Origin of the sequence: Sphingobium sp. LF-16 (genome assembly GCF_003711185.1) — a bacterium.
In the GTDB taxonomy this organism is placed as follows: Bacteria; Pseudomonadota; Alphaproteobacteria; order Sphingomonadales; family Sphingomonadaceae; genus Sphingobium; species Sphingobium yanoikuyae_A.
Map to the genome: position 1 here is coordinate 1853390 of NZ_CP029335.1, position 22990 is coordinate 1876379.

Below are 22990 nucleotides of genomic sequence, written 5' to 3' on the forward strand. Positions count from 1 at the left end.
GCTCATCTAGGCGTTCCACACGCACTTGTGAACGGCAGGCCAGATACGAAAAGGCTCCCCAAGCTCCGGGATCACCGGACAGGAGGAGCCAATCCTTGTGCAAGGAGGGCGGCCCGCCACTGAGGGCAGGCCGCGAAGCCCTTAGGCCTTGCTGTCGATATAGTCGATCGCGTCCTTGACGGTGGCGATCTTCTCAGCCGCATCGTCCGGGATTTCGACGCCGAATTCTTCTTCGAACGCCATCACCAGTTCAACGATGTCCAGGCTGTCTGCGCCCAGATCGTCGATGAAGCTGGCGTCCTCGGTCACCTTCTCGGCTTCGACGCCCAGATGCTCGACGACGATTTTCTTTACGCGATCCGCGGTCTCACTCATGAGTGGTCCTTCTTACTGGGTATCGTTGGTGGTTCTGAATAACCGTTAAGGCATTGCCCTAGTGCCAAGCCCCGATAGAGGCAAGAGGGAAGGCCGCCAAGCCCCTAGATGGAGGGACAGGTGCGTTTCGGCAATAAAAAGCCGGAAAAAACCCGGAAACAACGGGTTGTTTACCAAAATTTCAGCCGCTTGTGCCAGTCAACAGCGATGATCGACCGCCTGTGCCCCGACCAGTTCATCACCCCGGAACGGGCAAGAATGACCGCCTGGCTGATGCTGGCAGCAACGCTGATCGGCCTTGCCCACCTGTTCGCGACGGCCCATGGCACGGTAGATTCGCTTGGCCGACCGCTTGGCACCGACTTTTCAAACGTCTGGACGGCGGGATGGATGGCCGACCATGGCCAGGCCGCCCAGGCATGGAACTGGCCCGCCCATCATGAAGTGCAGAAGGCGATCCATCATGATCCCGCCATCCCTTTCTATGGCTGGCACTATCCCCCGCCCTTCCTGATCCTGGCCACGTTGCTGGCGCAAATCCCCTACACCCCTGCCCTGCTGCTGTGGCAGGGACTGACGCTGGCCGGCGCGCTGATGGTCGTCCGCCATGTCCTGCTGGGTAAGCGCGACGCGCTGCTCATCGCGCTCGGTGCGCCGGTGGTGATGGTGTGCCTGGGCCATGGCCAGAATGCGTTCATGACCGCCGGCCTGCTGGGCGGCGGCATGGCCCTGCTCGACCGACGTCCCTGGATCGCCGGCATGCTGCTGGGCGCATTGGTCTACAAACCGCAATTTGCGGTGCTGATCCCTGTGCTGATCATCGCACGCGGCAATGCCCGCGCCTTCCTGGCCGCCGGTCTGACCTCGGCCGGCCTGTGCCTGCTGACATTGCTGATCTGGGGCTGGCCGGTGTGGCAGGCGTTCATCGATTCTCTGCCCCTGACGCAGCATATCATCATCGAAAATGGTGCCACCGGCTGGGAAAAGATCCAAAGCCCCTTTGCCGCCATTCGCCAATGGGGCGGCAGCATTCCAGCCGCCTATGTGGTGCAGGGCCTGGTGACAGCCATCGCCATCGGCATCGCCGCGCTGGTCGCCCGCCGTGGGACGATGGAAGTGCGGGGCGCCGCTGCGCTCAGCGCCGCCCTGCTCTGCACACCCTATGTGCTCGATTATGACTATGTGCTGCTGGGGATGGCGATCGCCTTCGTCGCCGCCGACATGGGCAAGCGCGGCGTGCTTGGCTGGGAACGAAGCTGGCTGGCCTATGCCTGGATGGCGCCTTTGTTCGGCCGGGCCGTGTCGGAATGGACCCATGTGCCGGTCAACCTGATCGCCGCGATCGCGGTGCTGGCGCTGGCGATGCGACGCGCCATCCTGCTGGACGGCGCGCTCGCTTATAGTCTGCCCGGCCGGACGAAGATCGCCTGACCGCCCCTGCCGGTCGGTCAGATCATCGCCATGCCGCCATTGACGTGCAGGGTCTGGCCGTTGACATAGCCTGCTTCCTTGCTCGCCAGATAGGCGACCGCCGCACCGATATCGTCGCCATCGCCCAGATCGCCAGCGGGGATCTTGGCCAGGATCGTGCCCTTCTGCGCATCGTTCAGCGCATCGGTCATGGCCGACCGGATGAAGCCGGGGGCCACGCAGTTCACGGTGATGCCGCGGCTCGCCAGTTCCTGGCCCAGCGACTTTGACATGCCGATGATGCCGGCCTTCGACGCGCAATAGTTGGACTGGCCCGGATTGCCGGTGACGCCCACGACCGAGGTGATCGAGATGATGCGGCCAAAGCGCGCCTTCATCATCGGCTTGGCGGCGGCGCGGCACAGGCGGAAGGCAGCTTCCAGATTGACCGCGATCACCTGCGACCATTCCTCGTCCTTCATGCGCAGGATCAAATTGTCGCGGGTGATGCCGGCATTGTTGACCAGGATGTCGATCTTGCCGCCCAGCGCTTCCACCGCCTGCGGCACCAGCGCGTCGACGGCGGCCGGGTCGGACAGGTTGCAGACCAAGGTCTTGTGGTCGCCGCCCAGTTCGGCCGCAAAGGCCTTGAGCTTCTCCTCATTGCTGCCCGACAGCGCCAGCGTGGCGCCCTGCGCGGCCAGCGCCTTGGCGATGGAGGAACCGATGCCCCCCGAAGCGCCAGTCACCAGCGCGGTCATTCCCGTCAGATCGAACATTCTAGTCTCCCTTAAAGTGCGGCGGCCGGCGGTCGAAGAAGGCGGTGATCGCCTCGTCATGATCCGCGGTCGCGTGGGCCAGCGCCTGCATGGCGCCCGCCATTTCCAGTATCTGTGATAGTTCGGCCGTCTGCGCCGCGCGCAGCAGCCGCTTGGTCATCCGTGTCGCATGCGGCGGGTTGGCGGCAATCGCATCGGCCTGCGCCCGCGCCACCGTCATCAGCTCCGCATCGGGCACAACCTCGCCGACCAGCCCGATCCGCAGTGCCTCGCCCGCGTCGATCGTCTCGCCGGTCAGCGACAGCTGCGACGCCTTGGAAAAGCCGATGATGCGCGGCAGCAACCAGGCCCCGCCATCGCCCGACACCAGGCCTAGCTTCACGAAGCTTTCGGCGAAACGCGCGCTTTGCCCCGCGATGCGCAGGTCGCACATGCAGGCCAGGTCCAGCCCCGCGCCGATCGCCGGGCCATTGACCGCCGCGATCACCGGCAGCTCGATCGCCTGGAAAAGCAGAGGCAGGCGCTGGATGCCCGCGCGATAATTGCGCCGCGTCTGCGCCGGCAGGCTGGAGCGCAGCCCGCCGGCATCCGGCCGCATCGCGTTGAGATCGCCGCCCGAGGAGAAGGCACTGCCCGCCCCGGTCAGGATCGCGACATGGATGCTCGCATCCCGGTCCGCCGCCTCGAACACGTCGCACAGCGCATCCACCATCGCCGGATCGGAGATGGGATTGCGCCGGTCGGGCAGGTTCAGCGTGACCGTCAGGACGGCCCCGTCGCGCTGGGTTAGAACGGGGGGGCTAAGGACCGGGCTCTCGCTCACAGCGCGCCCAGCACCGCCTCGATATCGTCCATCGTCACCACGCTGCGCACGGTGGCGTCGGGCGCGATGCGCTTGACCATCGGGCCAAGCACCTTGCCGCCCAGTTCGACGAAATCGGTGACGCCCGCGTCCCACATCGCGCCGATCGACTCGCGCCAGCGGACGCGGCCGGTGACCTGCTCGACCAGACGCTCGCGAATGTCGGTCGTGTCGCTGATCGGCGCGGCCAGCACATTGGCATAGACCGGCAGCAGCGGCGCGTTGATCGTCGCTTTCGCCAGCGCTTCCGCCATAGCATCGGCGGCCGGCTGCATCAGCGGACAGTGGAAGGGCGCCGACACCGGCAGCAGCACGCCGCGCTTGATGCCATAATCCTTGACCAGCGAGACGGCGCGCTCGATCGCGCCCTTGTGACCGGAAATGACAACCTGGCTGGGATCATTGTCGTTGGCGACGGTGCAGACTTCGCCTTCGGCCGCGGCATCGGCCAGCGCCTGCGCCTTTTCGATGTCGGCGCCCAGCAGCGCCGCCATCGCACCCTCGCCTACCGGCACGGCGGCCTGCATCGCCTGACCGCGCAGCTTGAGCAGGCGGGCGGTGGTGCCAAGGTCGAACGCCTCGACCGCGCAGAGCGCGCTATATTCGCCCAGCGAGTGACCCGCGACATAATCACCCTTGTCAGCCAAGCTGAAGCCGCCTTCCTTCTGCATCACGCGCAGCGTGGCGAGCGCGTTGGCCATGATCGCCGGCTGGGCGTTCTCGGTCAGGGTCAGGTCGCTCTCGGGGCCTTCCACCATGATCCGGAACAGATGCTGCGACAGGGCGTCATCGACTTCCTGGAACAGTTCCTTTGCCGCCGGGCTTGCCTCGGCCAGCGCCTTGCCCATGCCGACCGACTGGCTACCCTGGCCCGGGAAAAGAAATGCCCTCATCTTCCATCCTCTGATCTACTGGTGTCTTTCCTGGGAAAAACACGGGAATTCACGCACGTTACACTTTGAGACATATATGGCATTGAGGCGTACATTGCTTTTCGGCACGTAACGACCTGACATACCTGCCCCCTGTCTCTCCGGGGGAATATTGCTGGCCCCTTTAACGACGACGGAGTGCAAGGAAAAGGTGCGATATCGCATTGCATGGCTCACGGGATCGGTGCTTGCCCTGTCCGCCTGCGCGGCGGGACCGAACTATCACGCGCCGCAATCCGCCGCGCTGGGCGTGCCTGCCGGCTATAGCCAGGGCAGCGGCGCCGCGCTGGACGACGCCACCCTCGCCACCTGGTGGACGCGGCTCAACGATCCGACGCTGACCGGCCTGATCGATCAGGCGATCGCCGGCAACCTGGACATCGTCCAGGCGCAGGCACGGCTGCGGCAGGCGCGGGAATCCCTGCGCCAGGCCAATGCCGCCTTCCTGCCGCAGGTGAACGGATCGGCCAGCGGCGGCAAGAATTACCGCAGCCAGGCCGGCGGCACCCGTGTCGACGACAGCGGCAACGTCATCTCCACCGGCGCCAGCAACTGGTCCAGCAGCTATTCGGCCGGCGCCAATGCCAGCTGGCAGATCGACCTGTTCGGCGAATTGTCGCGATCGGCCGAAGCCGCGCGGGCCGATCTTGCCGCGTCCGGCTATGACCTCGCCAATGTGCGGATGACCATCATTTCCGAACTGGTCACCAACTATGTCCAGGCGCGCGCATCACAGGAACAGCTGCGCATCGCCCGCGAGACGCAGAAGGTGCAGCAGGACAATTACGACATCGCCCGCTGGCGGTTGCAGGCCGGGCTGGTCTCCTCGCTCGACGAGCAGCAGGCCAGAGCCCAGCTCGCCCAGACCAACGCCACCATCCCCCAGCTCGAAGCCAGCCTGAAGGGCAGCCTCAACCGCATCGCCGTGCTGACCGGCCAGGCGCCGGGCGACGCGACCCGCGCGCTCGAAACGCCGGCACCGATCCCCACCGCCGCAACCGACATCGCCACCGGCATTCCGGCCGATACGCTGCGCCAGCGGCCCGATGTGCGGTCCGCCGAACGGGCGCTGGCCGCCGCCACCGCACGGATCGGCGTCGCCCAAGCGCAGCTCTATCCCTCGCTCGGCATCAGCGGCAACATCGGCACCACGTCGAACGCCTTCAAGGATTTGTTCGACCTCATCACCGGCGGCGTCTTTGCCAATGTCGCCCAGACCATCTTCGATGGTGGCCGCCTCGCCTCGCAGGTTCGCGCGCAGAAGGCGGCGACCGACGGCGCCTTCGCCGCCTACAAGCAGAGCGTCCTCGGCGCGCTGGAGGATGTCGAAAATGGCATGGCCTCGCTCGACAGCGCCCGCCGGCGCAAGATCGAGTTCGCCACCGCTTACGAAGCGTCGAACAATGCCGCAATCCTGGCGCGCAGCCAGTATCAGTCCGGCCTGATCGACTTCCAGACCCTGTCCAGCAGCGAAACCACGTTGCTGAACGCCCGCAACAGCCTTGCCAGCGCCCAATCGGACGAGATCCTGGCCATCGCCCAGCTCTATAATGCGCTGGGTGGCGGCTGGCAGAATATGGATGACCGCCCCCATGAGCAATGACGCCAGCCCCGATCAGGATCTCAACGACTTTCTGGGCGCCAAGCCGGAAAAGCCGCATCGCAAATGGCTTATCCGCGGCGCCATCGGCGTCGTGCTGCTGATCCTCGTCCTGCTTGTCGCCCGCTGCTTTGCCGGCGATGACAAGCCCAATTATGCGACCCGCGAGGCGCGCCAGGGCGACCTGACAGTCAGCGTGTCGGCGACCGGCAATTTGAAGCCGATCAACCAGGTCGATGTGGGGTCCGAACAGTCGGGCAAGATCACCGCCGTCTATGTCGACGTCAATGATCGCGTGACCAAGGGGCAGAAGCTCGCCGAACTGGACACCCGCCGCCTGGTCGACACGATCAACCAGACGCAGGCCCAGGTCGCCTCCTCCCAGGCCGGCGTCGCCCAGGCGCAGGCGCAGGTCGCGCTGGCCAAGGCGACACTGGACCGCCAGCTCAACGTCTATCAGCTTTCCGGTGGCAAGGTGCCGGCCAAGACCGAACTGGATTCGGCCCGCGCCGACTATAATGGCGCGCTCGCCAACCTTCGTTCGGCCCAGGCGCAGGTGAATGTCTCGCGCGCCCAGCTGTCGACCGCCCAGACCAACCTTTCGATCGCCCAGATCGTCTCGCCGGTAACCGGCGTGGTCCTGTCGCGCGACATCGAGCCGGGCCAGACCGTCGCCGCCTCGCTCAATGCGCCGGTGCTGTTCACCATCGCCGAGGATCTCACCAAGATGGAGGTCGAGGTATCGGTGGACGAAGCTGATGTCGGCCAGGTCAAGGAAGGCCAGACCGCCAATTTCGCCGTCGACGCCTTCCCCGGCCGCACCTTCCCGGCAAAGGTCACGCGGGTGAATGTCGGGTCGAACAGCTCCAGCAGCAGTTCGTCCTCCTCGTCCTCGACCAGCACGACCAGCAGCTCGACCGGCACGGTCGTCGCCTATACCGCCGTGCTGTCGGTCGATAATGCGGACGAAACCCTGCGTCCGGGCATGACCGCGACCGCCGACATCGTGACCCAGGAACTGCATGACGTGCTGCTCGTCCCCAACAGCGCGCTTCGCTTCAAGCCCAGCAGCGGTGCCGGATCAGGCGGCGGCATCACCAGCGTCCTGCCCGGCCCCGGCCGCATGCGCCGCAGCGGTGCCAACCGCCAGGTCAATTTCGGCGCGGGCAGCAGCCAGACCCTCTATGTCCTCGACGAAAAGGGCGATCCCAAGGCGATCCAGGTGACCGTCGGCGCCAGCGACGGATCGCGCACCGTCATCACCGGCGGCGACCTGAAGCCCGGCATGAAGGTCATCACCGGCCAGCTTGCCGCCGGCGCGCAGCAGCCCGCCGAGGACCAGAAGGCAGACCCCGCCGCTGGCGACACGAAGGATCGCCCGCGCAATCCCGCCGCCGACGGCAGCCCCGCCAGCGTCAAGTCGCTTGGCAATTCGGGCGATGCCGCGCCCCAGACCGCCCCGGTCGCCTCGACGCCCGCCGACCCGCAGGGCAGCAGCGGCGCGGAAAGCCGGGGCACCGGCCGGCAGAGCGGAACCTGATCCCATGGCCGCCGATCCCATCATCTCGCTGCGGGGGATCACCAAGATCTTCGGCAGCGGCCCCACCGCCTTTCAGGCACTCAAGGGCATAGACCTCGACATCGAGCAGGGTGATTTCGTCGCCGTCATGGGGCCTTCGGGCTCGGGCAAGTCGACGACGATGAACATATTGGGCTGCCTCGACGTGCCATCGGGCGGGCAGTTCCTGTTCAAGGGCCGCCATGTCGAGACGCTGGACCGCGATCAGCGCGCGCTGCTGCGCCGCCGCTATCTCGGATTCGTGTTCCAGGGCTTCAACCTGCTCGCCCGCACCAGCGCGCTCGAAAATGTCGAGCTGCCCCTGCTTTATCGCGGCGAGGACAAGAAGACCCGTTACGACATGGGCATGGCCGCGCTCGACAAGGTGGGCCTCAAGGACTGGTGGGACCATACGCCGGCCGAACTGTCCGGCGGCCAGCAACAGCGCGTTGCCATTGCCCGCGCCATCGTCACCCAGCCCGATGTGCTGCTGGCCGACGAACCGACCGGCAATCTCGATTCCGAACGGTCGGTGGAAATCATGCAATTGCTGACCGACCTCAACCAGAATAGCGGCATCACCGTGCTGATGGTGACGCACGAACCCGACATGGCCGAATTTGCCCGCACCATCGTCCATTTCAAGGATGGTCTGGTCGAGCGGATCGAAAAGGGCCTGGGCGGACCGCAGAAGGGAGCCGTGGGCTGATGCTGGGGACCACCGTCATCCTCGCCTTCCGGGCGATCAACCGGCACAAGATGCGCAGCTTCCTCACGACGCTCGGCATCATCATCGGCGTCGCCGCCGTCGTCACCATGGTGACGCTGGGCAATGGCGCGACCGCCGCCGTGCGCGAACAGATTAGCTCGCTCGGCGCCAATGTGCTGCAACTGCGACCCGGCCAGGGCTTTGGCCGTGGCGGCGGCGGGCCGCGCCCGCCCAATTTCAAGGAAGCGGACCTGACCGCGATCGAGAACCAGCTGACCGGCGTGCGCGCCGTGGCGCCGGTGGTCCAGTCGAGCGGCACCGCCATCTATGAAGGCAATAACTGGTCGACCACCGTCTATGGCACGACCTCCGCCTATTCGCAGGTCCAGTCCTGGAATGTGTCGGAAGGCCGGCTGTTCATGCCGGACGAGGAAGAGGCCGGCAAATCGGTCTGCATCATCGGCAATACGGTGCGCACCAACCTGTTCCAGGGCAATGACCCGATCGGCAAGCGGATGCGGATCAAGGGCGTCAGCTGTCAGGTGGTGGGCGTGCTTGCGACCCGCGGCCAGGGCGGCTTTGGCGACCAGGACGATGTCGTCGTCATGCCGATCAAGTTCGTCCAGCGCCGCTTCACCGGCGATCGCGACATCAGCCAGATCATGGTCGCGGTCGACGACGCCTATGACAGCGCGACCGTGCAGGACAGCCTGGAACAGCTGATGCGCGAACGCCGCAAGATCAAGGCTGGCGCGGAGGATAATTTCAACGTCTTCGACACCAAGCAGATCAGCGACACGCTGACCGGCACCACCACCATCCTGACCCAGATCGTCGCGGCGGTGGCCGCCATATCCCTGCTGGTCGGCGGCATCGGCATCATGAACATCATGCTGGTGTCGGTGACCGAACGCACCCGCGAGATCGGCATCCGCCTCGCCATCGGTGCGGTCGCGCGCGAAGTGCTGATGCAGTTTCTGGTGGAGGCGATCGTGCTATCGTGCATGGGCGGCCTGATCGGCCTGGTCATTGCGCTCATCGCATCGGTCGGCATCGCGCCGCTGATGAAGGTGCCCTTCACCTTCGATCCGCAGGTCAATCTGATCGCCTTCCTCTTTTCGGCGGCGATCGGCGTGGTGTTCGGCTATTTCCCCGCCCGCCGGGCGGCCAGCCTGAACCCGATCGACGCGCTGCGGCACGAATAGGCTGATACATTTTCCGACAAAAGGGCGGTTATCCGGGATAATGCTGCGACATCTTCTGCCTGATCCCTCCTTCCATGGCGCCGCCCCGGCGCTGTGGAAGGGATGCCTCCATGAAGATGATCGCCGCCAGCCTCATCAGCAGTGCTCTGCTGCTCGGGGTCAGCCTCACACCCTTTGCCGACGCGCAGGCACCGCAGACGGCACAATTGCTGGAGGGCAAGGATCATCCCATCCTGCTCGCCCGCATGACCGTCACCGCCACGCCCCTGCCCCCCGTCTCTCTGCCCACTTCCACCGACTGAACCGCCGCGCGCCGGAGCGGCGCGCATGAACGGCGTCATCGGCCTGCTCGGCACGCTGGCGCTGCTGCTGGCCGCGGGCGGTGCGATCGGCCTGATCGATCGGCGCGGCTTTCGGCCTGGCTGGCTGCTGGTTGCCGTCGCCCTGGTCGCTGCCAATGACGCGCTGCTGACCCGCGCCTATCGCCATATCCCCGACCTCATCCCTGCTGCCGACTGGAACTGGCAGGGCAAGCTGCTAGCCCTCGCCCTCACTTTGCTGGTCGCATCCCTGCCCGCCTTCGGCTGGAAGCGGGTCGGCCTCACCCTCCGGCAAGCACGCGGCAGCCTGACCGCTGCCCTGCCCGTGGCTCTCCTCTATTGCGCCTTCTTCACCGCGCTCGCGCTCTATTTCCCCGACGATCCCAGCAGCGCAGAGGAAATCGCCTTCCAGCTCACCATGCCGGGGCTGGAGGAAGAACCCTTTTATCGCGGCATTCTGCTTTTCGCGCTCGATCGCGCCTTTACCCGGCGGGTTCGCTTTCTCGGCGTCGACTGGGGCTGGGGCGCCCTGCTTTCCTGCGGCCTGTTTGGCCTCGCCCATGCGTTCAGCTATTCGGGCGGCCATTTCAGCTTTGACCCGATGGTGATGGCGCTTACTGCCATCCCCTCGCTACTCGCCGTCTGGCTGCGCCTGCGTACCGGCAGCCTGCTGCTGCCGATCCTGCTGCACAATTTCGGCAATGCCATCTCGCTGATGTTGTGAGTCGAACAAGGCATTGAAAAATCGCCATTTCTGAACCGATATTCAGCTTAAATCGGGTTTTGATACAATTTCCGACAAAACTGCCCCACCCTTGGGACAGGCTTGCGACAAGCGCGGCCTATCTCTGTCTTCGACGCCGGAAGCGGCGCCCTCGATTGAAACAAGAGGAGTGAAGACATGTTCAAGAAGATCATCCTGGCCCTGACCGCCACCGCCGTTGCCGCCAGCCCGATCGTCACCGCCCAGGCCCAGGCCGCGCCCCATCGCGAGACCGTCCGGGTCGTGAAGGAAGGTCCGCACCGCACCGTCGTCCAGAAGAAGACGGTGGTGCGCAACGATCGCCACTGGGCCAAGGGCCAGCGCTTCGATCGCCGCTATGCGACCAATTACCGGGTCGTCGACAATTATCGCGGCTATCGCCTGTCGGCCCCGCCGCGCGGTTATCACTGGGTCCGCTCGGGCAATGACGCGGTGCTGGTCGCGATCACCAGCGGGATCATCGGCGCGGTCGTCGCCGGCGCCATCCGCTAAGCGCCCCACTTCCTGAAAAGCGCCCTGGAGCCACCGCTCCGGGGCGCTTTCGCGTTCACACCAGCCCGGTCAGATAATAGACGGCGATCACGACGAAGACGGTCATCGTCTTGATGAGCGTCAGCGCGAATATGTCCTTATAGGCCTGACGATGGGTGAGGCCCGTCACCGCCAGCAGGGTGATGACCGCGCCATTGTGCGGCAGGCTGTCCATGCCCCCCGATGCCATCGACGCGACCCGATGCAGCACCTCTCTTGGGATACCCGCCGCATCGCCCGCCGCCACGAACTGGTCCGCCATCGCCGCCAGCGCGATCGACAGGCCGCCCGACGCCGACCCGGTAATGCCGGCCAGGGTCGTCACCGTAATGGCTTCGTTGATCAGCGGGTTGGGCACCGCCTTCAGCGCGTCCTTGACGACCAGGAAGCCGGGCAGCGCCGCGATCACTCCGCCAAAGCCATATTCGACCGCCGTGTTCATCCCCGCCAGCAAGGCGCCGCCGACCGCCGCCTTCGACCCTTCCGCAAAGCGCCGTGACACGATCGGGAAAGCGAAGATCAGGATGGTGGCGATGCCCAGCAGCAGCGCCCCCTCCACCGCCCACAGCGCCGCCTGTTGTGTCACCTTCGCTGTCACCGGACCGGGCAGACCCGCCAGCCGAATACTCACCTCTTCCGCCCCGCCGGTGATGCGCGGGATCAGCAGCGTCAACGCCAGATTGCCAAGCCCCACCACCAGCAGTGGCAGTAGGGCGACCAGCGGGTGGACGGTCACCGCCTCCTCCTGCCGATCGGGTTCGTTGACCAGCGTTTCGGGCGCGCCATAGCCCTCCCCCGCCGCCGCCATCGACCGACGGCGCCAGTTGAGATAGGCAAGGCCCGCCGCCGCGATCACCACCGATCCGATCATGCCCAGCACCGGCGCCGCCCAGGCAGTGGTGCCAAAGAAGCTGGCCGGAATGACATTCTGGATCTGCGGCGTGCCCGGCAGCGCATCCATGGTAAAGGTCAGCGCGCCAAGGCCGATGGTCGCGGGTACCAGCCGCTTGGGAATATCGGCGCGGCGAAACATCTCGGCGGCGAAGGGGTAGACGGCGAACACCGCCACGAAGACCGAGACCCCGCCATAGGTCAGCAGCGCCGTCACGATCATGATCGCCGGGATCGCCCGCCCCGCGCCGACGAAACCGATCACCGCCGTCACGATCGCGCGGGAAAAACCCGATATCTCGACCAGCTTGCCGAACAGCGCGCCAAGCAGGAAGACCGGAAAATAGAGCTTCAGGAAGGTGGCGACCTTGTCCATGAACAGGCCGGAAAAGGCGGTGGGCACTGTCGCCGGATCGGTCAGGAACACCGCCAGCATGGCGAGCAAAGGCGCCATCAGTATGACGCTCATGCCGCGATAGGCCGCCAGCATCAGCAAGATCAGCGCCAGTGCCGCGATCGCGACCGCCATCCGTCTCTCCTTCTCATTTTCTGAAGCGCAGGATAGAGACAGGTGAAGCCTGACTGCAAGCAGGGCCGCTGCCGCCCATGGCTGCACCGATGCCGCTTGCCTTTCCCCCGCTTTTCCGTCATAGGCGCGCCTTCGCTCGGCCCCGGATTCGGACGTCGGACGATTTCGAATGCTTGAGACGACAGCCGGAGGGGCGTTCCACATGGGGTGGGCGTCAGCGATCGGCCAACAGATGAGGCAATACCCATGGCTCTTTACGAGCATGTGTTCCTTGCGCGCCAGGATCTGGCACAGGCGCAGGTGGACGCTCTGGCGGAAACCGCCACCAAGATCGTCGAGGAAAATGAAGGCAAGGTGACCAAGGTCGAGACCTGGGGCCTGCGTTCGCTCGCGTACAAGATCGCCAAGAACCGCAAGGCGCACTACGTCATGCTGAACATCGACGCACCGGGCAACGTGATTGCCGAGCTGGAGCGTCAGACCCAGATCAACGAAGACATCATCCGCTACATGACCATCAAGGTCGAAGAGCTGGAAGCCGGTCCGTCGGTGATGATGCGCAAGCAGGAACGCGCCGAACGCGGCGACCGTGCCCCCCGTGGTGACCGTGGCCCGCGCCGTGAGCGCGAAGAAGCCCCGGCTGCCGAATAAGGAGATCTGAAACATGGCACGCCCGTTTTTCCGCCGCCGCAAGAGCTGCCCCTTCGCCGCCAAGGATGCGCCGAAGATCGATTACAAGGACGTCCGTCTGCTGCAGGGCTTCGTGTCCGAGCGCGGCAAGATCGTCCCCAGCCGCATCACCGCGGTGTCCGCCAAGAAGCAGCGTGAGCTGGCCCAGGCCATCAAGCGCGCCCGTCACCTGGGCCTGCTGCCCTACATCGTGAAGTAAGGGAGAAAGACCCATGGAAATCATTCTCCTTGAGCGCATCGAAAAGCTGGGCGCGATCGGCGACGTCGTCACCGTGAAGGATGGTTACGCTCGTAACTTCCTGCTGCCCAACAAGAAGGCTCTTCGTTCGAACGCCGCCAACAAGGCCGTGTTCGAAGCCAACCGCGCGAAGATCGAAGCCGACAACGCCGCTCGTCGTTCGGACGCCGAAAAGGCTGCCGAAGGCGTCAACGGCAAGCAGATCGTCCTGATCCGCCAGTCGTCGAACGCCGGCCACCTGTACGGCTCGGTCGCCGTCCGTGACGTCGTCGACGCGCTGCACGCCGATGGCGTGACCAACGTCTCCAAGGCGATGGTCGTGCTGGAGCGTCCGATCAAGACCTTGGGCGTCTTCGACGTCAAGGTCGCGCTGCACCCGGAAGTGGCCGTTACCATCACGGTGAACGTTGCCCGCTCGCCGGAAGAAGCCGAACTGCAGGCGCAGGGCGTCGACGTGATGGCCGACCTGTTCGAGAAGGACGAAGCCGGCTTCACCGAGGATTACGATCCGAACGCCGAGCCGGGCGAAATCGCCGTCGAGGCGGAAGAAGCCCCGGCCGAAGAAGCCTGAGCCTCTTCGCTCTGACAAACGAGAAAGCCGCCCGTCACCGGGCGGCTTTTTTGTTGTCCTGAAGAGAGCGGCTGTGGCTCAAATCTGCGCGAAGCCGCCATCGACGAACAGTTCGACGCCGTTGACATAGCTGGCGTCATCGGAGGCGAGGAACAGCGCCGCCTTGCCGATCTCGCGCGGGTCGGCCAGCCGGCCGAGCGGGATTTGCGAGGCCAGACCACCTTCCAGCGCCTGCCATTCGGCATCATCGGCGGTCAGGCCCTGCAGCCCCGGCGTGCGGGTCGCACCCGGCGCGATCGTGTTGACCCGGATATGGCGGTCCTTGAGGTCAAGGATCCAGTGCCGCGCAAAATTTCGGATCGCCGCCTTGGTCGCACCATAGACACTGAAGGCCGGCAAGGCGCGCACCGACTCGGTCGATCCGGTCAGGATGATCGATGCCCCGTCGCGCAGCAGCGGCAGCGCCTTCTGCACCGTGAACAGCGTGGCTTTCACATTCAGGCCGAAGGTCCGGTCGAATTCCTCCTCGGTAATGGCGCCGATCGGCTGGAAGCTGCCGCCGCCGGCATTGGCGACCAATATGTCGATCTGTGCGCCATGCTGCTGCACGACATCATAGAGGCGATCGAGATCGGCGAACCGGGTCACGTCGCCCTGCACGCCGACGGCGCCATGGCCGATGGTGCGGACCGCCGCGTCGAGTTCCTCCTGCCGCCGTCCGGTGATGAACAGCCTGGCCCCGGCTTCGGCCAGTTCCTGCGCGATTCCCAGGCCGATGCCGGTCGTGCCGCCGGTCACCACGGCCACCTTGTTTTCCAATTTGCGTGCCATGATCATTTCCTTTCTGTCCGGCGATACACCCTGCACCGCCTGTGGCATTGGAAATAATCCTGGAACGATTTTCGCTGTAGACGGCAAAATTGACATCCTTCGTTCCATAATTAGAACGATGGCATGCAGGATATGAATGATCTTCGTCTGTTTGCGGCGGTTGTGACCCACGGTGGATTTGCCGCTGCCGGCCGCGCGTTGCGCCTGCCCAAGTCGAAACTCAGCCGCCGGGTTGCGGAGCTGGAACAGCGACTGGGCGTGCGGTTGATCGAACGCTCATCCCGCCGTTTCCGGGTCACCGAGCTTGGCCTGTCGGTCTATGACCAGTGCCGTATCGCCGTCGCCGCTGCCGAGCGCGCCGAAGCTCTGGTCGAGGCCAGCCTCAGCGAACCCAAGGGCACCGTCCGCTTTTCCTGCCCGACCGGCCTCACCCCGTTCGTGGCCGCCATATTGCCCGATTTCCTGACGCTCTATCCCAAGGGCCATGTGCAGATCGTCGCGGTCGATCGGCCCGTCGACCTGATCGGCGAGCGGATCGATGTCGCCCTGCGCGTGCGCACCCGGCTGGACACCGACGCGGAACTGACGATGCGCACGCTGGCGCGCAGCCGCCGCATCTTGGTCGCCAGCCCCGCGCTTGCCAATCAGGTCGCCGGCAAGGATATTGATGCCCTGCCAACCCTGCCAACGCTCAGTTCATCGGGGGAGGATGGCGCGGTGAGCTGGCAGTTGGAAGGCCTCGATTGTGCGACACGGTCGATCGAGCATCATCCGCGCCTGAACTGCGGCGATTTCGAGACCATCCGCCGTGCCGCCATTGCCGGGTTGGGCGTAGCGCTACTGCCCGATCATGTCTGCATGGCCGACCTGCGCTCGGGCGCCCTGGCGCTGCCGTTCCCGGAATGGCAGGCACAGGAGGGATCGTCCATCTCGTCTTCACCACCCGCACCGGGCTGCCGCCGCTGGTCCGCGCCTGGATCGATCATCTCGCCGCGCATTTCAGCAACGGCGATATCTTCTCACCCTGATTTCAGCCCTGCGCCCGTCGGCGGCGGGTTTCCCAGCCCTTCTTCGCCGCCGCCGATCGATCGGCCGTCTTACGCCGTTCGGCGGCATGACTGTCGGGCTTGCCCCGCCCCGATCCCGACAGGTTGCCGCCGCCCGAATCCTTGTTCACGGTCGCCCAGGCCCGCGCCTCCGCCTCGTCATGCGAAATGCCGCGCTCTTCATAGCTTTGCGCGATATGCGCGGCTTTGCGCTTCTGCTTGTCAGTATAGCGGCGCTTATCGCCTATGGGCATGTCTGCCTCCTTTTTTGTCCCATATCGGTTCAAATACCGACAGGCATTTCCCGAGGATTGCCATTAAGTTGCATGGCGAGAAAATGAGGAACGGAGAGTCGCCATGAACGTTCCAGATACCATGGATCAACGTACCCTGCTTGAGCGCCTCGCCCGGCACCTCGCCGCCGGGGCAACGCATAATTGGCCCTACTGGGTCGAGGATGCCGCCAGCATATTGGCGATGCTCAAGGAGCCCGATCCGGCAATGCGCGAGACGGGGGACGTCACCGCCTGGCAGGCAATGATCGATACCGCCTTGCAGCAGCGCTGGACCATCTTTCCGCCCGGCATGACTGGCGCGGACGAGGATCATCCCGGCAGCGCGGACGAGGAGGGCGAAATTCGCCTGCCTCCCGAAGGCATCGACCAGGACGCTGCCAAGTGGGTCCATCTTCACAGTTCACCGAAGGAGACACCATGAGGGGATTGCTGAAACTGGCCTTCCTGACCGGCCTAGGCGCCGTTGCCTGGAAGAGCCTGAAGGAACGCGCCAGCAAAGATGATGGTGCCGCCGCCGATGATCTGGACGATCGCGGCCCGGTCGGCTCGTCCGGCATCGTCCGCGACGCCGGGCCGCAGGCGAACGACAGCAATTGGGACATGGTCGATGAACAGTCCGACGAGTCCTTCCCCGCCAGCGATCCGCCCGGCAATTACTGATATCGCCGACGCCTGGTCACGAACCGGCAATCATCGCTCCATTGCCCCCACCCTGCCCGCGCATTAAGAAGCGCGCACGGATGATATCCATCCGTTTCAACAGGGGAATTATTCAACCATGCCTTCGGGTCTGATCGCGCTGCTCGACGATGTTGCCGGTATCGCCAAGATGGCGGCCACGTCGCTGGACGATGTCGCCGCTGCCGCCGGCAAGGCCGGCACCAAGGCCGCCGGCGTCGTTATCGACGATACCGCCGTGACGCCCAACTATGTCATGGGCCTATCGCCCGACCGCGAACTGCCGATCATCTGGAAGATCGCGCGCGGATCGTTGCGCAACAAATTGCTGTTCCTGCTGCCGGCGGCACTGGCGCTCAGCGCCTTTGCCCCCTGGCTGCTGCCGCCGCTGCTGATGCTGGGCGGCGCCTTCCTCTGCTTCGAGGCGGCGGAGAAGCTGATGGAGGCGATCCAGGGCGGCCATGACGAGGTGGCGGATGCCGCCGCGACCCTGACTTCCAAGGAACTGGAGGACCAGAAGGTCTCCAGCGCGATCCGCACCGACTTCATCCTGTCGGGCGAGATCATGGCGATTGCGCTCGGCACTGTCGCCAGCGAACCGATCTGGGAACAGGCGATCATCCTGGTCGTCGTCGCCATCGCGATCACCGCCGGCGTCTATGGTGTGGTCGGCTTCATCGTGAAGATGGACGATATCGGCCTGCACCTCGCCCAACGCAGCGGCGCGGCAACGCGCGCCATCGGCCGCGGCCTGGTAAAGGCGATGCCGGTCGTGATGAGCGTGCTGGGCGTGGTCGGCACGGCGGCGATGCTGTGGGTCGGCGGCGGCCTGATCGTTCATGGCCTGCACGAATTCCATTGGGATCTGATCCCCGGCACGATCCATCATCTGGCCGAGGGCGCCGCCCATGCCGTGCCCGCGATCGCGCCAGTGATCGACTGGCTGGTGAACGCGATCGGCGCGGGCATTGTCGGCCTGGTGATCGGCGGCATCATCGTTGCCGTGCTGCATCTGTTCAAGAAGCACTGAGGCGATTAAGGGGAGCGCCCGCGCCTTTGCCGGCGTTCCCTCGCTCCGGACCTTCCAAGTGACCCAATCTTCCCCCTGGCGCATCGAGGCGCGCGCGCTCGTCACGCTCGCCATTCCCATGATCGCGGGCAATGTCGCCTGGTCGGGGATCGCAGCGACCGATCTGCTGCTCGTCGGACGACTGGGCGCGGAAGCGGTCGCCGCCGGGGCGCTGGCGATCAACCTGTTCAACGCGCTGCTGATCTTCGGCCTCGGCCTTGTCACCGCCGCCGCGCCGCTGATCGCCAGCGAACGCGGCCGTCGCCGCCATTCGGTGCGCGACGTGCGCCGCACGGTCCACCAGACGCTGCGCGCCGCCGCCTTCTTCGTGCTGCCGGCCTGGCTGATCCTGTGGCATTGCGAGGCGATATTGCGCGCCATGGGGCAGGAGCCAGACCTGGCGCGCGAAGCCGGCCATCTGATGCGCGGCATGCAATGGGCGCTGCTGCCCTTCCTCTGCTTCACCACGCTACGCAACTTCATCTCGGCACTGGAGCGCCCGCTCTGGGGCCTCATCATCATGCTGCTCGCCATCCCGTTCAACGTGCTGGTCGGCTGGGCTCTGATCTTCGGCCATCTGGGCCTGCCCGCGCTCGGCCTGCTGGGCGCCGGCATCGCCAGCACCCTGTCCTCGACCTTCCTGTTCCTCGGCCTGCTGACCGTCATCCTGGTCGATCGCCGATTCCGCCGTTATCGGCTGATGGGCCGCTTCTGGACGCGTGACCGCGACCGGCAGCGCGCCGTCTGGACGCTGGGCCTGCCGATCGCGATCACGCTGGGGTTGGAAGTCACGGTGTTCAATGCCTCTGCCTTCCTGATGGGGCTGATCGACCGGGAATCGCTCGCCGCCCATGCCGTGGCGATCCAGATCGCCTCGCTGGTCTTCATGGTGCCGATGGGCATTGGTCAGGCCGCGACCGTGCGCGTCGGCGTCGCCTATGGCCGATCCGATCCCGCCGCGATCGGTCGGGCCGGCTGGCTGGCGCTGATCGTCGGCACCGGCTTCGCCATGGCGGCTGCGCTGATGCTGGTCCTGATCCCGCGACCGCTGGTGTCGATCTTCCTCGACGTCCATGATCCGGCCAATCTCGCCACCGCCAATCTGGCGGTCAGCTTCCTGGCGGTCGCCGCGCTGTTCCAGCTGGTCGATGCGGCCCAGGCCGTCGGCGCCGGCGTGCTGCGCGGTATCCAGGATACCAAGGTGCCGATGATCTTCGCGCTTTTCGGCTACTGGATCATCGGTATCGGCGTCGGCGCCCTGCTCGCTTTCCCGATGGGACTGCATGGCGTGGGCATCTGGTTCGGCCTGGCTGCAGGCCTCGGCACGGTGGCGATCCTGCTGATCGCGCGCTGGTCGCTGCGCGATCGGCTGGGCCTGGTTCTGCGCTAGTAAAACGGCCGCACAATTCGTCGTGAAAATCCGGCCGGTTGCACGGCAGGCACATGGTGCGACGCACAAAGCAATTGAAACAGGGCCGTGTTTCTTGATATGGGCGGCCCATCATGGACTCTCCGACCCCTATCTTCGAAGCGATCGCGCTTCAGAAGTGCCTCAAGGCGACCTATAACAAGATGGTCGTCACGCTGGCCCCGCACATCCTCTACACGCGCCATGACGAGATGTTCATGGACGCCGTGACCACCGACCGCGACGGCCGCCCGCCGCGCGAGCTGAAGCTGGGCACGTTCAAGCTGGCGGGCCTGAGCGACGTCGAGATTCTGGACGAGACGTTCGAGGCGATGCACGGCCTCTATGACCAGGGCGACGACAAATATAAGGGCGTGACCCTGTTCGCGGTCGATCCGCAGAGCGCCGCCGCCTGATCGGCATTGGCATCGCATCGACCCGAATGAAGAAGGGCGGCCATTGGCCGCCCTTTTCGTATCCTTACTTCTTGAGCCGATAGCCGGTGCGGAAGACCCAGGCGATGATGCCGAGGCACAGCGCCAGCATGCCGCCCACGAACAACAGGCTGAATTCGATCCCGACATCGCCCTTGCCGAAGAAGGTCCAGCGAAAGCCCGAGATCAGATAGACGATCGGGTTGAACAGAGTGATGGTGCGCCACGGCTCGGCCAGCATGTGGATCGAGTAGAAGGCGCCGCCCAGGAAGGTCATCGGCGTGATGATCAGCAGCGGGATCACCTGCAACTGCTCGAACCCCTGCGCCCAGATGCCCAGGATAAAGCCGAACAGGCAGAAGCTCACGGCAATCAGCAGCATGAAGCCGACCATGGCAAAGGGGTGGGCCACCGGCAGATCGACGAACAGATGGGCCGTGGCAAAGATGATGAAGCCGACGATCAGCGCCTTGGTCGCCGCCGCCCCGACATAGGCGATCACCGTCTCCATCGCCGACACCGGCGCCGATAGCAGCTCATAGATGGTGCCGGTGAATTTGGGCATGTAGATGCCAAAGCTGGCGTTGAAGATGCTCTCCGTGAACATCGACATCATGATGAGGCCCGGCACGATGAAGGCGGCATAGGGAATGCCGTCGATCTGCGTCATGCGTGATCCGATCGCCCCGCCGAACACGATGAAATAGAGCGAGGTGGTGATGACCGGCACCAGCAGGCCGGTCAGCCAGGTGCGTCGGAACCGGTGCAGCTCGAACTTGTAGATGGCGGCGACCGCGCGCAGATTCGGGCCGTTCATGCCGTTTTCTCCTGATGGACCAGGCTCACGAAAATATCCTCCAGGCTGCTCTGCCGCGTGTTGAGATCCTTGTATCCGATGCCGAGATCGCCCAGCTTGCGTAGCAGCGAAGAGACGCCGGTGCGTTCGGCGCGGGTGTCGAACAGATATTCGATCTCCTGCCCCTGCGCCTTGAGCGCCACATCCCATTCGGCCAGTTCGGGCGGCAGCGCCTCGATCGGCTCGGCCAGCATGATCGACAGCGTCTTCTTGCCCATCTTCTCCATCAGCGCGGTCTTGTCCTCGACCAGCATCAACTGGCCATGGTTGATGACGCCCACCCGGTCAGCCATTTCCTCGGCCTCCTCGATATAATGGGTGGTTAGGATGATGGTGACGCCGGTCTGGCGCAGTTCGCCGATCAGCTTCCACATGTCACGGCGCAATTCGACGTCGACGCCGGCGGTCGGCTCGTCCAGGAACAGCACGCGCGGCTCATGGCTCAGCGCCTTGGCGATCATCACCCGGCGCTTCATGCCGCCGGACAGTTCGCGGATCTTGTTGTGGCGCTTGTCCCATAACGACAGGTCGCGCAGCACCTTTTCGACATAGGCGTCGTTGCGCGGCTTGCCGAACAGGCCACGACTGAAGGTGACGGTATCGATGACCCGCTCGAACTGGTCGGTATTCAGCTCCTGCGGCACCAGTCCGATCGCAGCGCGCGCGCCCCGATAGTCGCGGATGATGTCATGGCCGGCGACCGTCACGGTGCCGCCAGAGGGGCGGACATTGGCGCAGATGATCGAGATCATCGTCGTCTTGCCCGCGCCATTGGGGCCGAGCAGCGCGAAAATCTCGCCCTCCTCGATATTCAGGTCGACGCCCTTGAGCGCCTGAAAGCCCGACGCATAGCTTTTCGTCAGGCCCTTGATTTCGATGATGGATGCCATGCGGCAGCGCCCCCTTTCCTTGTGTCGGCAAGATAGGAGGCGGACCGCGCCATGCAACCGGCTGCGCGGCAAATAGCGAAGCGGAGCAACATATTGGAAAAAGATTGAAGCCGGTAATGAGCGGGCATAGGCTTGACGCCCCACCATGTGGAGAAGGCTATGAAAAAGGCAGTTCTCTATCTGTCGATCGCGTTGATCGTCGTTCCCGATATCGCCATTGCCCAGCAGGGCGGCCGACCGCCATCCGGCGGCGGCGCTCGACCATCTCCGTCCACGCGCCCTGCCCCCGCCCCCTCACGCCCCGGCGGATCAGTGCAGCCTTCCCGCCCCGGCGGTCCGTCGACACAGCCGTCCCGGCCCGGTGCCTCTCGCCCGCAACCGCCCCGCCCCGGACAGCCTTCGCCCGGTCCGGGCCAGCCAGGTGGACCGGCGGTTCAACCACCCCGACCGGGTGGCCCTTCACCGCAGCCGCCCCGTCCCGGTGGTCCCGGCGTCCAGCCACCACGGCCAGGCCAGCCGCATCGCCCCGGCGCCGGCCGTCCGCCCAATTTCCGGCCGATCCCCGGCCCGGCCTTCCGCTATCCCCATGGCTATCGCTATCGCCGCTGGACGGTCGGCCTGTTCCTGCCGGCGGTCTTCTTCTCCAGCTATTATTATTACAACGACTATTGGCGCCTGGGCCTGGGCGCGCCGCCCTATGGCTATCGCTGGGTGCGCTATGGCCCCGACCTGCTGCTGGTCGAGGTCCGATCGCGCCGCGTGGTCGATGTCGTCTACGGCGCCTTCTACTGAGGCAGAAACAGGAAGGGCCGCATCATCCGATGCGGCCCTTTTCTCTTGCCCCGATCATTCACCCCGTCGGGTGAAGCGGAAGACCGTCGCTGGCGGGAAATTGCGCACCGTATGGCCGGCGCGGACAACTTCCAGGCCTAGCTGGTCCAGCACCGCACGGCTGACCGGCGGTCGCGTTGAATAGGTGAACTGCACCAGGCTACCGCCCGGCTTCAGCATGCGGAAGGCTTCGGACAATATGTCGATGTGCATCGCGCGGTCCATCGCCAGCAGCGGCAGGCCGCTGACCACGGTCTGATAGTCGCCGGGGCCACCGGCGGCGGCGACCGAGACGATCTGCGCCGGCGTCTCCAGGATCGAGACATGCGGGAAATGACGCCGCAGTCCGCGCGCGAAGGCGGGGTTGATCTCCACCACCTCCAGCCGGTCGGCCGGCAGGCCGGTCTCCAGAATGGCGCGGGTGAAGACGCCCGTGCCCCCGCCCAGTTCCAGCACGCGGCCGCCCTGCGGATCGATGTCGGCCACCATCAGCCGCGCCAGATAGCGACTGCTGGGCACGACAGAGGCGGTCTGCCGGGGCTTCTTCACCCAGGCGGCAATGAAATCGAGATATTCGGTGGCGCGGGCGCGAAACTCGCTGTTCGGCAGGGCGATTGCCCGGCTGCGCTTCGGCTTGTGCTGCATGGGCGAAATGCGACCGCTCCTTTCTGGTGCCGACTCCCCTTAG

General features: G+C 65.1%; 28 protein-coding genes and 1 pseudogene. 19 read left to right on the forward strand and 10 right to left on the reverse strand.

Annotated features, from left to right (window positions below; translation table 11 throughout):
• Positions 1-141: 141 nt before the first annotated feature.
• Positions 142-375: an acyl carrier protein gene (locus DIZ22_RS08655; protein ID WP_004212096.1), complete on the reverse strand. Its 234-nt coding sequence runs from the start codon at positions 373-375 to the stop codon at positions 142-144.
• 207 nt (positions 376-582) lie between these two features.
• Here DIZ22_RS08655 and DIZ22_RS08660 point away from each other — a divergent pair, with 207 nt between their 5' ends.
• On the forward strand, positions 583-1806 hold the full coding sequence (locus tag DIZ22_RS08660; RefSeq protein ID WP_048937003.1) for a glycosyltransferase family 87 protein: 1224 nt from the start codon (positions 583-585) through the stop codon (positions 1804-1806).
• 17 nt (positions 1807-1823) lie between these two features.
• Here DIZ22_RS08660 and fabG read toward each other — a convergent pair whose 3' ends face one another.
• From fabG to fabD, 3 genes are read right to left on the reverse strand one after another with little or no spacing between them, the layout of a single operon-like run.
• Complete coding sequence (fabG, locus tag DIZ22_RS08665; protein ID WP_004212094.1) at positions 1824-2564, reverse strand: 3-oxoacyl-[acyl-carrier-protein] reductase; 741 nt, start codon at positions 2562-2564, stop codon at positions 1824-1826.
• 1 nt (position 2565) lies between these two features.
• Positions 2566-3387, reverse strand: coding sequence for a crotonase/enoyl-CoA hydratase family protein (locus DIZ22_RS08670; protein ID WP_048937004.1), 822 nt, complete (start codon positions 3385-3387; stop codon positions 2566-2568).
• The gene (gene fabD, locus DIZ22_RS08675) at positions 3384-4319 is read right to left on the reverse strand and encodes an ACP S-malonyltransferase (protein ID WP_048937005.1); all 936 of its coding nucleotides are present in this window, start codon (positions 4317-4319) and stop codon (positions 3384-3386) included. Before fabD ends, DIZ22_RS08670 begins: the two co-directional genes overlap by 4 nt.
• A 190-nt stretch (positions 4320-4509) precedes the next feature.
• Here fabD and DIZ22_RS08680 point away from each other — a divergent pair, with 190 nt between their 5' ends.
• The 7 genes from DIZ22_RS08680 (at position 4510) to DIZ22_RS08710 (ending at position 11005) form a co-directional block, all read left to right on the forward strand.
• Complete coding sequence (locus DIZ22_RS08680; RefSeq protein ID WP_048937006.1) at positions 4510-5961, forward strand: efflux transporter outer membrane subunit; 1452 nt, start codon at positions 4510-4512, stop codon at positions 5959-5961.
• Entirely contained in the window at positions 5951-7498 is a 1548-nt protein-coding gene (locus DIZ22_RS08685) for an efflux RND transporter periplasmic adaptor subunit (protein ID WP_053094327.1), read from the forward strand. The genes DIZ22_RS08680 and DIZ22_RS08685 overlap by 11 nt, the downstream gene beginning before the upstream one ends.
• A 4-nt stretch (positions 7499-7502) precedes the next feature.
• On the forward strand, positions 7503-8225 hold the full coding sequence (locus DIZ22_RS08690) for an ABC transporter ATP-binding protein (RefSeq protein WP_017501185.1): 723 nt from the start codon (positions 7503-7505) through the stop codon (positions 8223-8225).
• Positions 8225-9430: an ABC transporter permease gene (locus DIZ22_RS08695; RefSeq protein ID WP_004212085.1), complete on the forward strand. Its 1206-nt coding sequence runs from the start codon at positions 8225-8227 to the stop codon at positions 9428-9430. Before DIZ22_RS08690 ends, DIZ22_RS08695 begins: the two co-directional genes overlap by 1 nt.
• A 110-nt stretch (positions 9431-9540) precedes the next feature.
• Complete coding sequence (locus DIZ22_RS08700) at positions 9541-9732, forward strand: hypothetical protein (RefSeq protein WP_048937008.1); 192 nt, start codon at positions 9541-9543, stop codon at positions 9730-9732.
• A gap of 25 nt (positions 9733-9757) precedes the next feature.
• Positions 9758-10474, forward strand: coding sequence for a CPBP family intramembrane glutamic endopeptidase (locus tag DIZ22_RS08705; protein ID WP_048937009.1), 717 nt, complete (start codon positions 9758-9760; stop codon positions 10472-10474).
• A 177-nt stretch (positions 10475-10651) separates the two neighbouring features.
• Positions 10652-11005, forward strand: a complete 354-nt coding sequence (locus tag DIZ22_RS08710; protein ID WP_010335400.1) for an RcnB family protein — start codon at positions 10652-10654, stop codon at positions 11003-11005.
• Between the two features lie 55 nt (positions 11006-11060).
• Here the strand turns inward: DIZ22_RS08710 and DIZ22_RS08715 are convergent, their stop codons facing one another.
• The gene (locus DIZ22_RS08715) at positions 11061-12464 is read right to left on the reverse strand and encodes a GntP family permease (RefSeq protein WP_122928106.1); all 1404 of its coding nucleotides are present in this window, start codon (positions 12462-12464) and stop codon (positions 11061-11063) included.
• A 246-nt stretch (positions 12465-12710) separates the two neighbouring features.
• Here DIZ22_RS08715 and rpsF point away from each other — a divergent pair, with 246 nt between their 5' ends.
• The 3 genes from rpsF to rplI are packed head-to-tail and all read left to right on the forward strand — an operon-like array spanning position 12711 to position 13963.
• Entirely contained in the window at positions 12711-13115 is a 405-nt protein-coding gene (rpsF, locus tag DIZ22_RS08720) for a 30S ribosomal protein S6 (RefSeq protein ID WP_004212077.1), read from the forward strand.
• Positions 13116-13128: 13 nt separating this feature from the next.
• Positions 13129-13353, forward strand: a complete 225-nt coding sequence (rpsR, locus tag DIZ22_RS08725) for a 30S ribosomal protein S18 (protein WP_004212076.1) — start codon at positions 13129-13131, stop codon at positions 13351-13353.
• Positions 13354-13366: 13 nt separating this feature from the next.
• The gene (rplI, locus tag DIZ22_RS08730; RefSeq protein WP_004212072.1) at positions 13367-13963 is read left to right on the forward strand and encodes a 50S ribosomal protein L9; all 597 of its coding nucleotides are present in this window, start codon (positions 13367-13369) and stop codon (positions 13961-13963) included.
• A 78-nt stretch (positions 13964-14041) separates the two neighbouring features.
• On the opposite strand, the gene DIZ22_RS08735 is transcribed toward rplI, so the two are convergent.
• The gene (locus tag DIZ22_RS08735; protein ID WP_048937055.1) at positions 14042-14794 is read right to left on the reverse strand and encodes an SDR family oxidoreductase; all 753 of its coding nucleotides are present in this window, start codon (positions 14792-14794) and stop codon (positions 14042-14044) included.
• A 132-nt stretch (positions 14795-14926) separates the two neighbouring features.
• Here DIZ22_RS08735 and DIZ22_RS08740 point away from each other — a divergent pair.
• Both DIZ22_RS08740 and DIZ22_RS22380 read left to right on the forward strand, forming a co-directional pair.
• Positions 14927-15649: pseudogene (locus DIZ22_RS08740) on the forward strand (LysR family transcriptional regulator); the annotation flags it as partial.
• Between the two features lie 47 nt (positions 15650-15696).
• Positions 15697-15822, forward strand: coding sequence for a hypothetical protein (locus tag DIZ22_RS22380; protein ID WP_276309026.1), 126 nt, complete (start codon positions 15697-15699; stop codon positions 15820-15822).
• Positions 15823-15824: 2 nt separating this feature from the next.
• Here the strand turns inward: DIZ22_RS22380 and DIZ22_RS08745 are convergent, their stop codons facing one another.
• Complete coding sequence (locus tag DIZ22_RS08745) at positions 15825-16094, reverse strand: hypothetical protein (RefSeq protein ID WP_048937011.1); 270 nt, start codon at positions 16092-16094, stop codon at positions 15825-15827.
• Between the two features lie 103 nt (positions 16095-16197).
• Between DIZ22_RS08745 and DIZ22_RS08750 the strand changes: the two genes are divergently transcribed.
• From DIZ22_RS08750 to DIZ22_RS08770, 5 genes are all read left to right on the forward strand, one after another.
• Complete coding sequence (locus DIZ22_RS08750) at positions 16198-16557, forward strand: hypothetical protein (protein WP_048937012.1); 360 nt, start codon at positions 16198-16200, stop codon at positions 16555-16557.
• Positions 16554-16796, forward strand: a complete 243-nt coding sequence (locus tag DIZ22_RS08755) for a hypothetical protein (protein ID WP_048937013.1) — start codon at positions 16554-16556, stop codon at positions 16794-16796. The genes DIZ22_RS08750 and DIZ22_RS08755 overlap by 4 nt, the downstream gene beginning before the upstream one ends.
• A gap of 118 nt (positions 16797-16914) precedes the next feature.
• Positions 16915-17844 carry a DUF808 domain-containing protein gene (locus DIZ22_RS08760; protein WP_048937014.1) on the forward strand — a complete coding sequence of 310 codons (930 nt, stop codon included), beginning with the start codon at positions 16915-16917 and terminating at the stop codon, positions 17842-17844.
• A 118-nt stretch (positions 17845-17962) separates the two neighbouring features.
• Positions 17963-19273 (forward strand): MATE family efflux transporter, encoded by a 1311-nt coding sequence (locus DIZ22_RS08765; RefSeq protein WP_107917692.1) that lies wholly within the window; start codon positions 17963-17965, stop codon positions 19271-19273.
• Between the two features lie 113 nt (positions 19274-19386).
• Positions 19387-19707, forward strand: coding sequence for a hypothetical protein (locus tag DIZ22_RS08770; RefSeq protein WP_004212065.1), 321 nt, complete (start codon positions 19387-19389; stop codon positions 19705-19707).
• Positions 19708-19771: 64 nt separating this feature from the next.
• Here the strand turns inward: DIZ22_RS08770 and DIZ22_RS08775 are convergent, their stop codons facing one another.
• Both DIZ22_RS08775 and DIZ22_RS08780 read right to left on the reverse strand, forming a co-directional pair.
• Entirely contained in the window at positions 19772-20542 is a 771-nt protein-coding gene (locus DIZ22_RS08775) for an ABC transporter permease (RefSeq protein WP_037518912.1), read from the reverse strand.
• Positions 20539-21471, reverse strand: coding sequence for an ABC transporter ATP-binding protein (locus tag DIZ22_RS08780; RefSeq protein ID WP_122928107.1), 933 nt, complete (start codon positions 21469-21471; stop codon positions 20539-20541). Before DIZ22_RS08780 ends, DIZ22_RS08775 begins: the two co-directional genes overlap by 4 nt.
• 159 nt (positions 21472-21630) lie before the next feature.
• Here DIZ22_RS08780 and DIZ22_RS22385 point away from each other — a divergent pair, with 159 nt between their 5' ends.
• A complete protein-coding gene (locus tag DIZ22_RS22385; RefSeq protein WP_048937017.1) occupies positions 21631-22263 on the forward strand; it encodes an RcnB family protein in 633 nt (210 codons plus the stop codon).
• A gap of 54 nt (positions 22264-22317) precedes the next feature.
• On the opposite strand, the gene DIZ22_RS08790 is transcribed toward DIZ22_RS22385, so the two are convergent.
• Positions 22318-22947 carry a methyltransferase domain-containing protein gene (locus DIZ22_RS08790; protein WP_122928108.1) on the reverse strand — a complete coding sequence of 210 codons (630 nt, stop codon included), beginning with the start codon at positions 22945-22947 and terminating at the stop codon, positions 22318-22320.
• Positions 22948-22990: the final 43 nt, after the last annotated feature.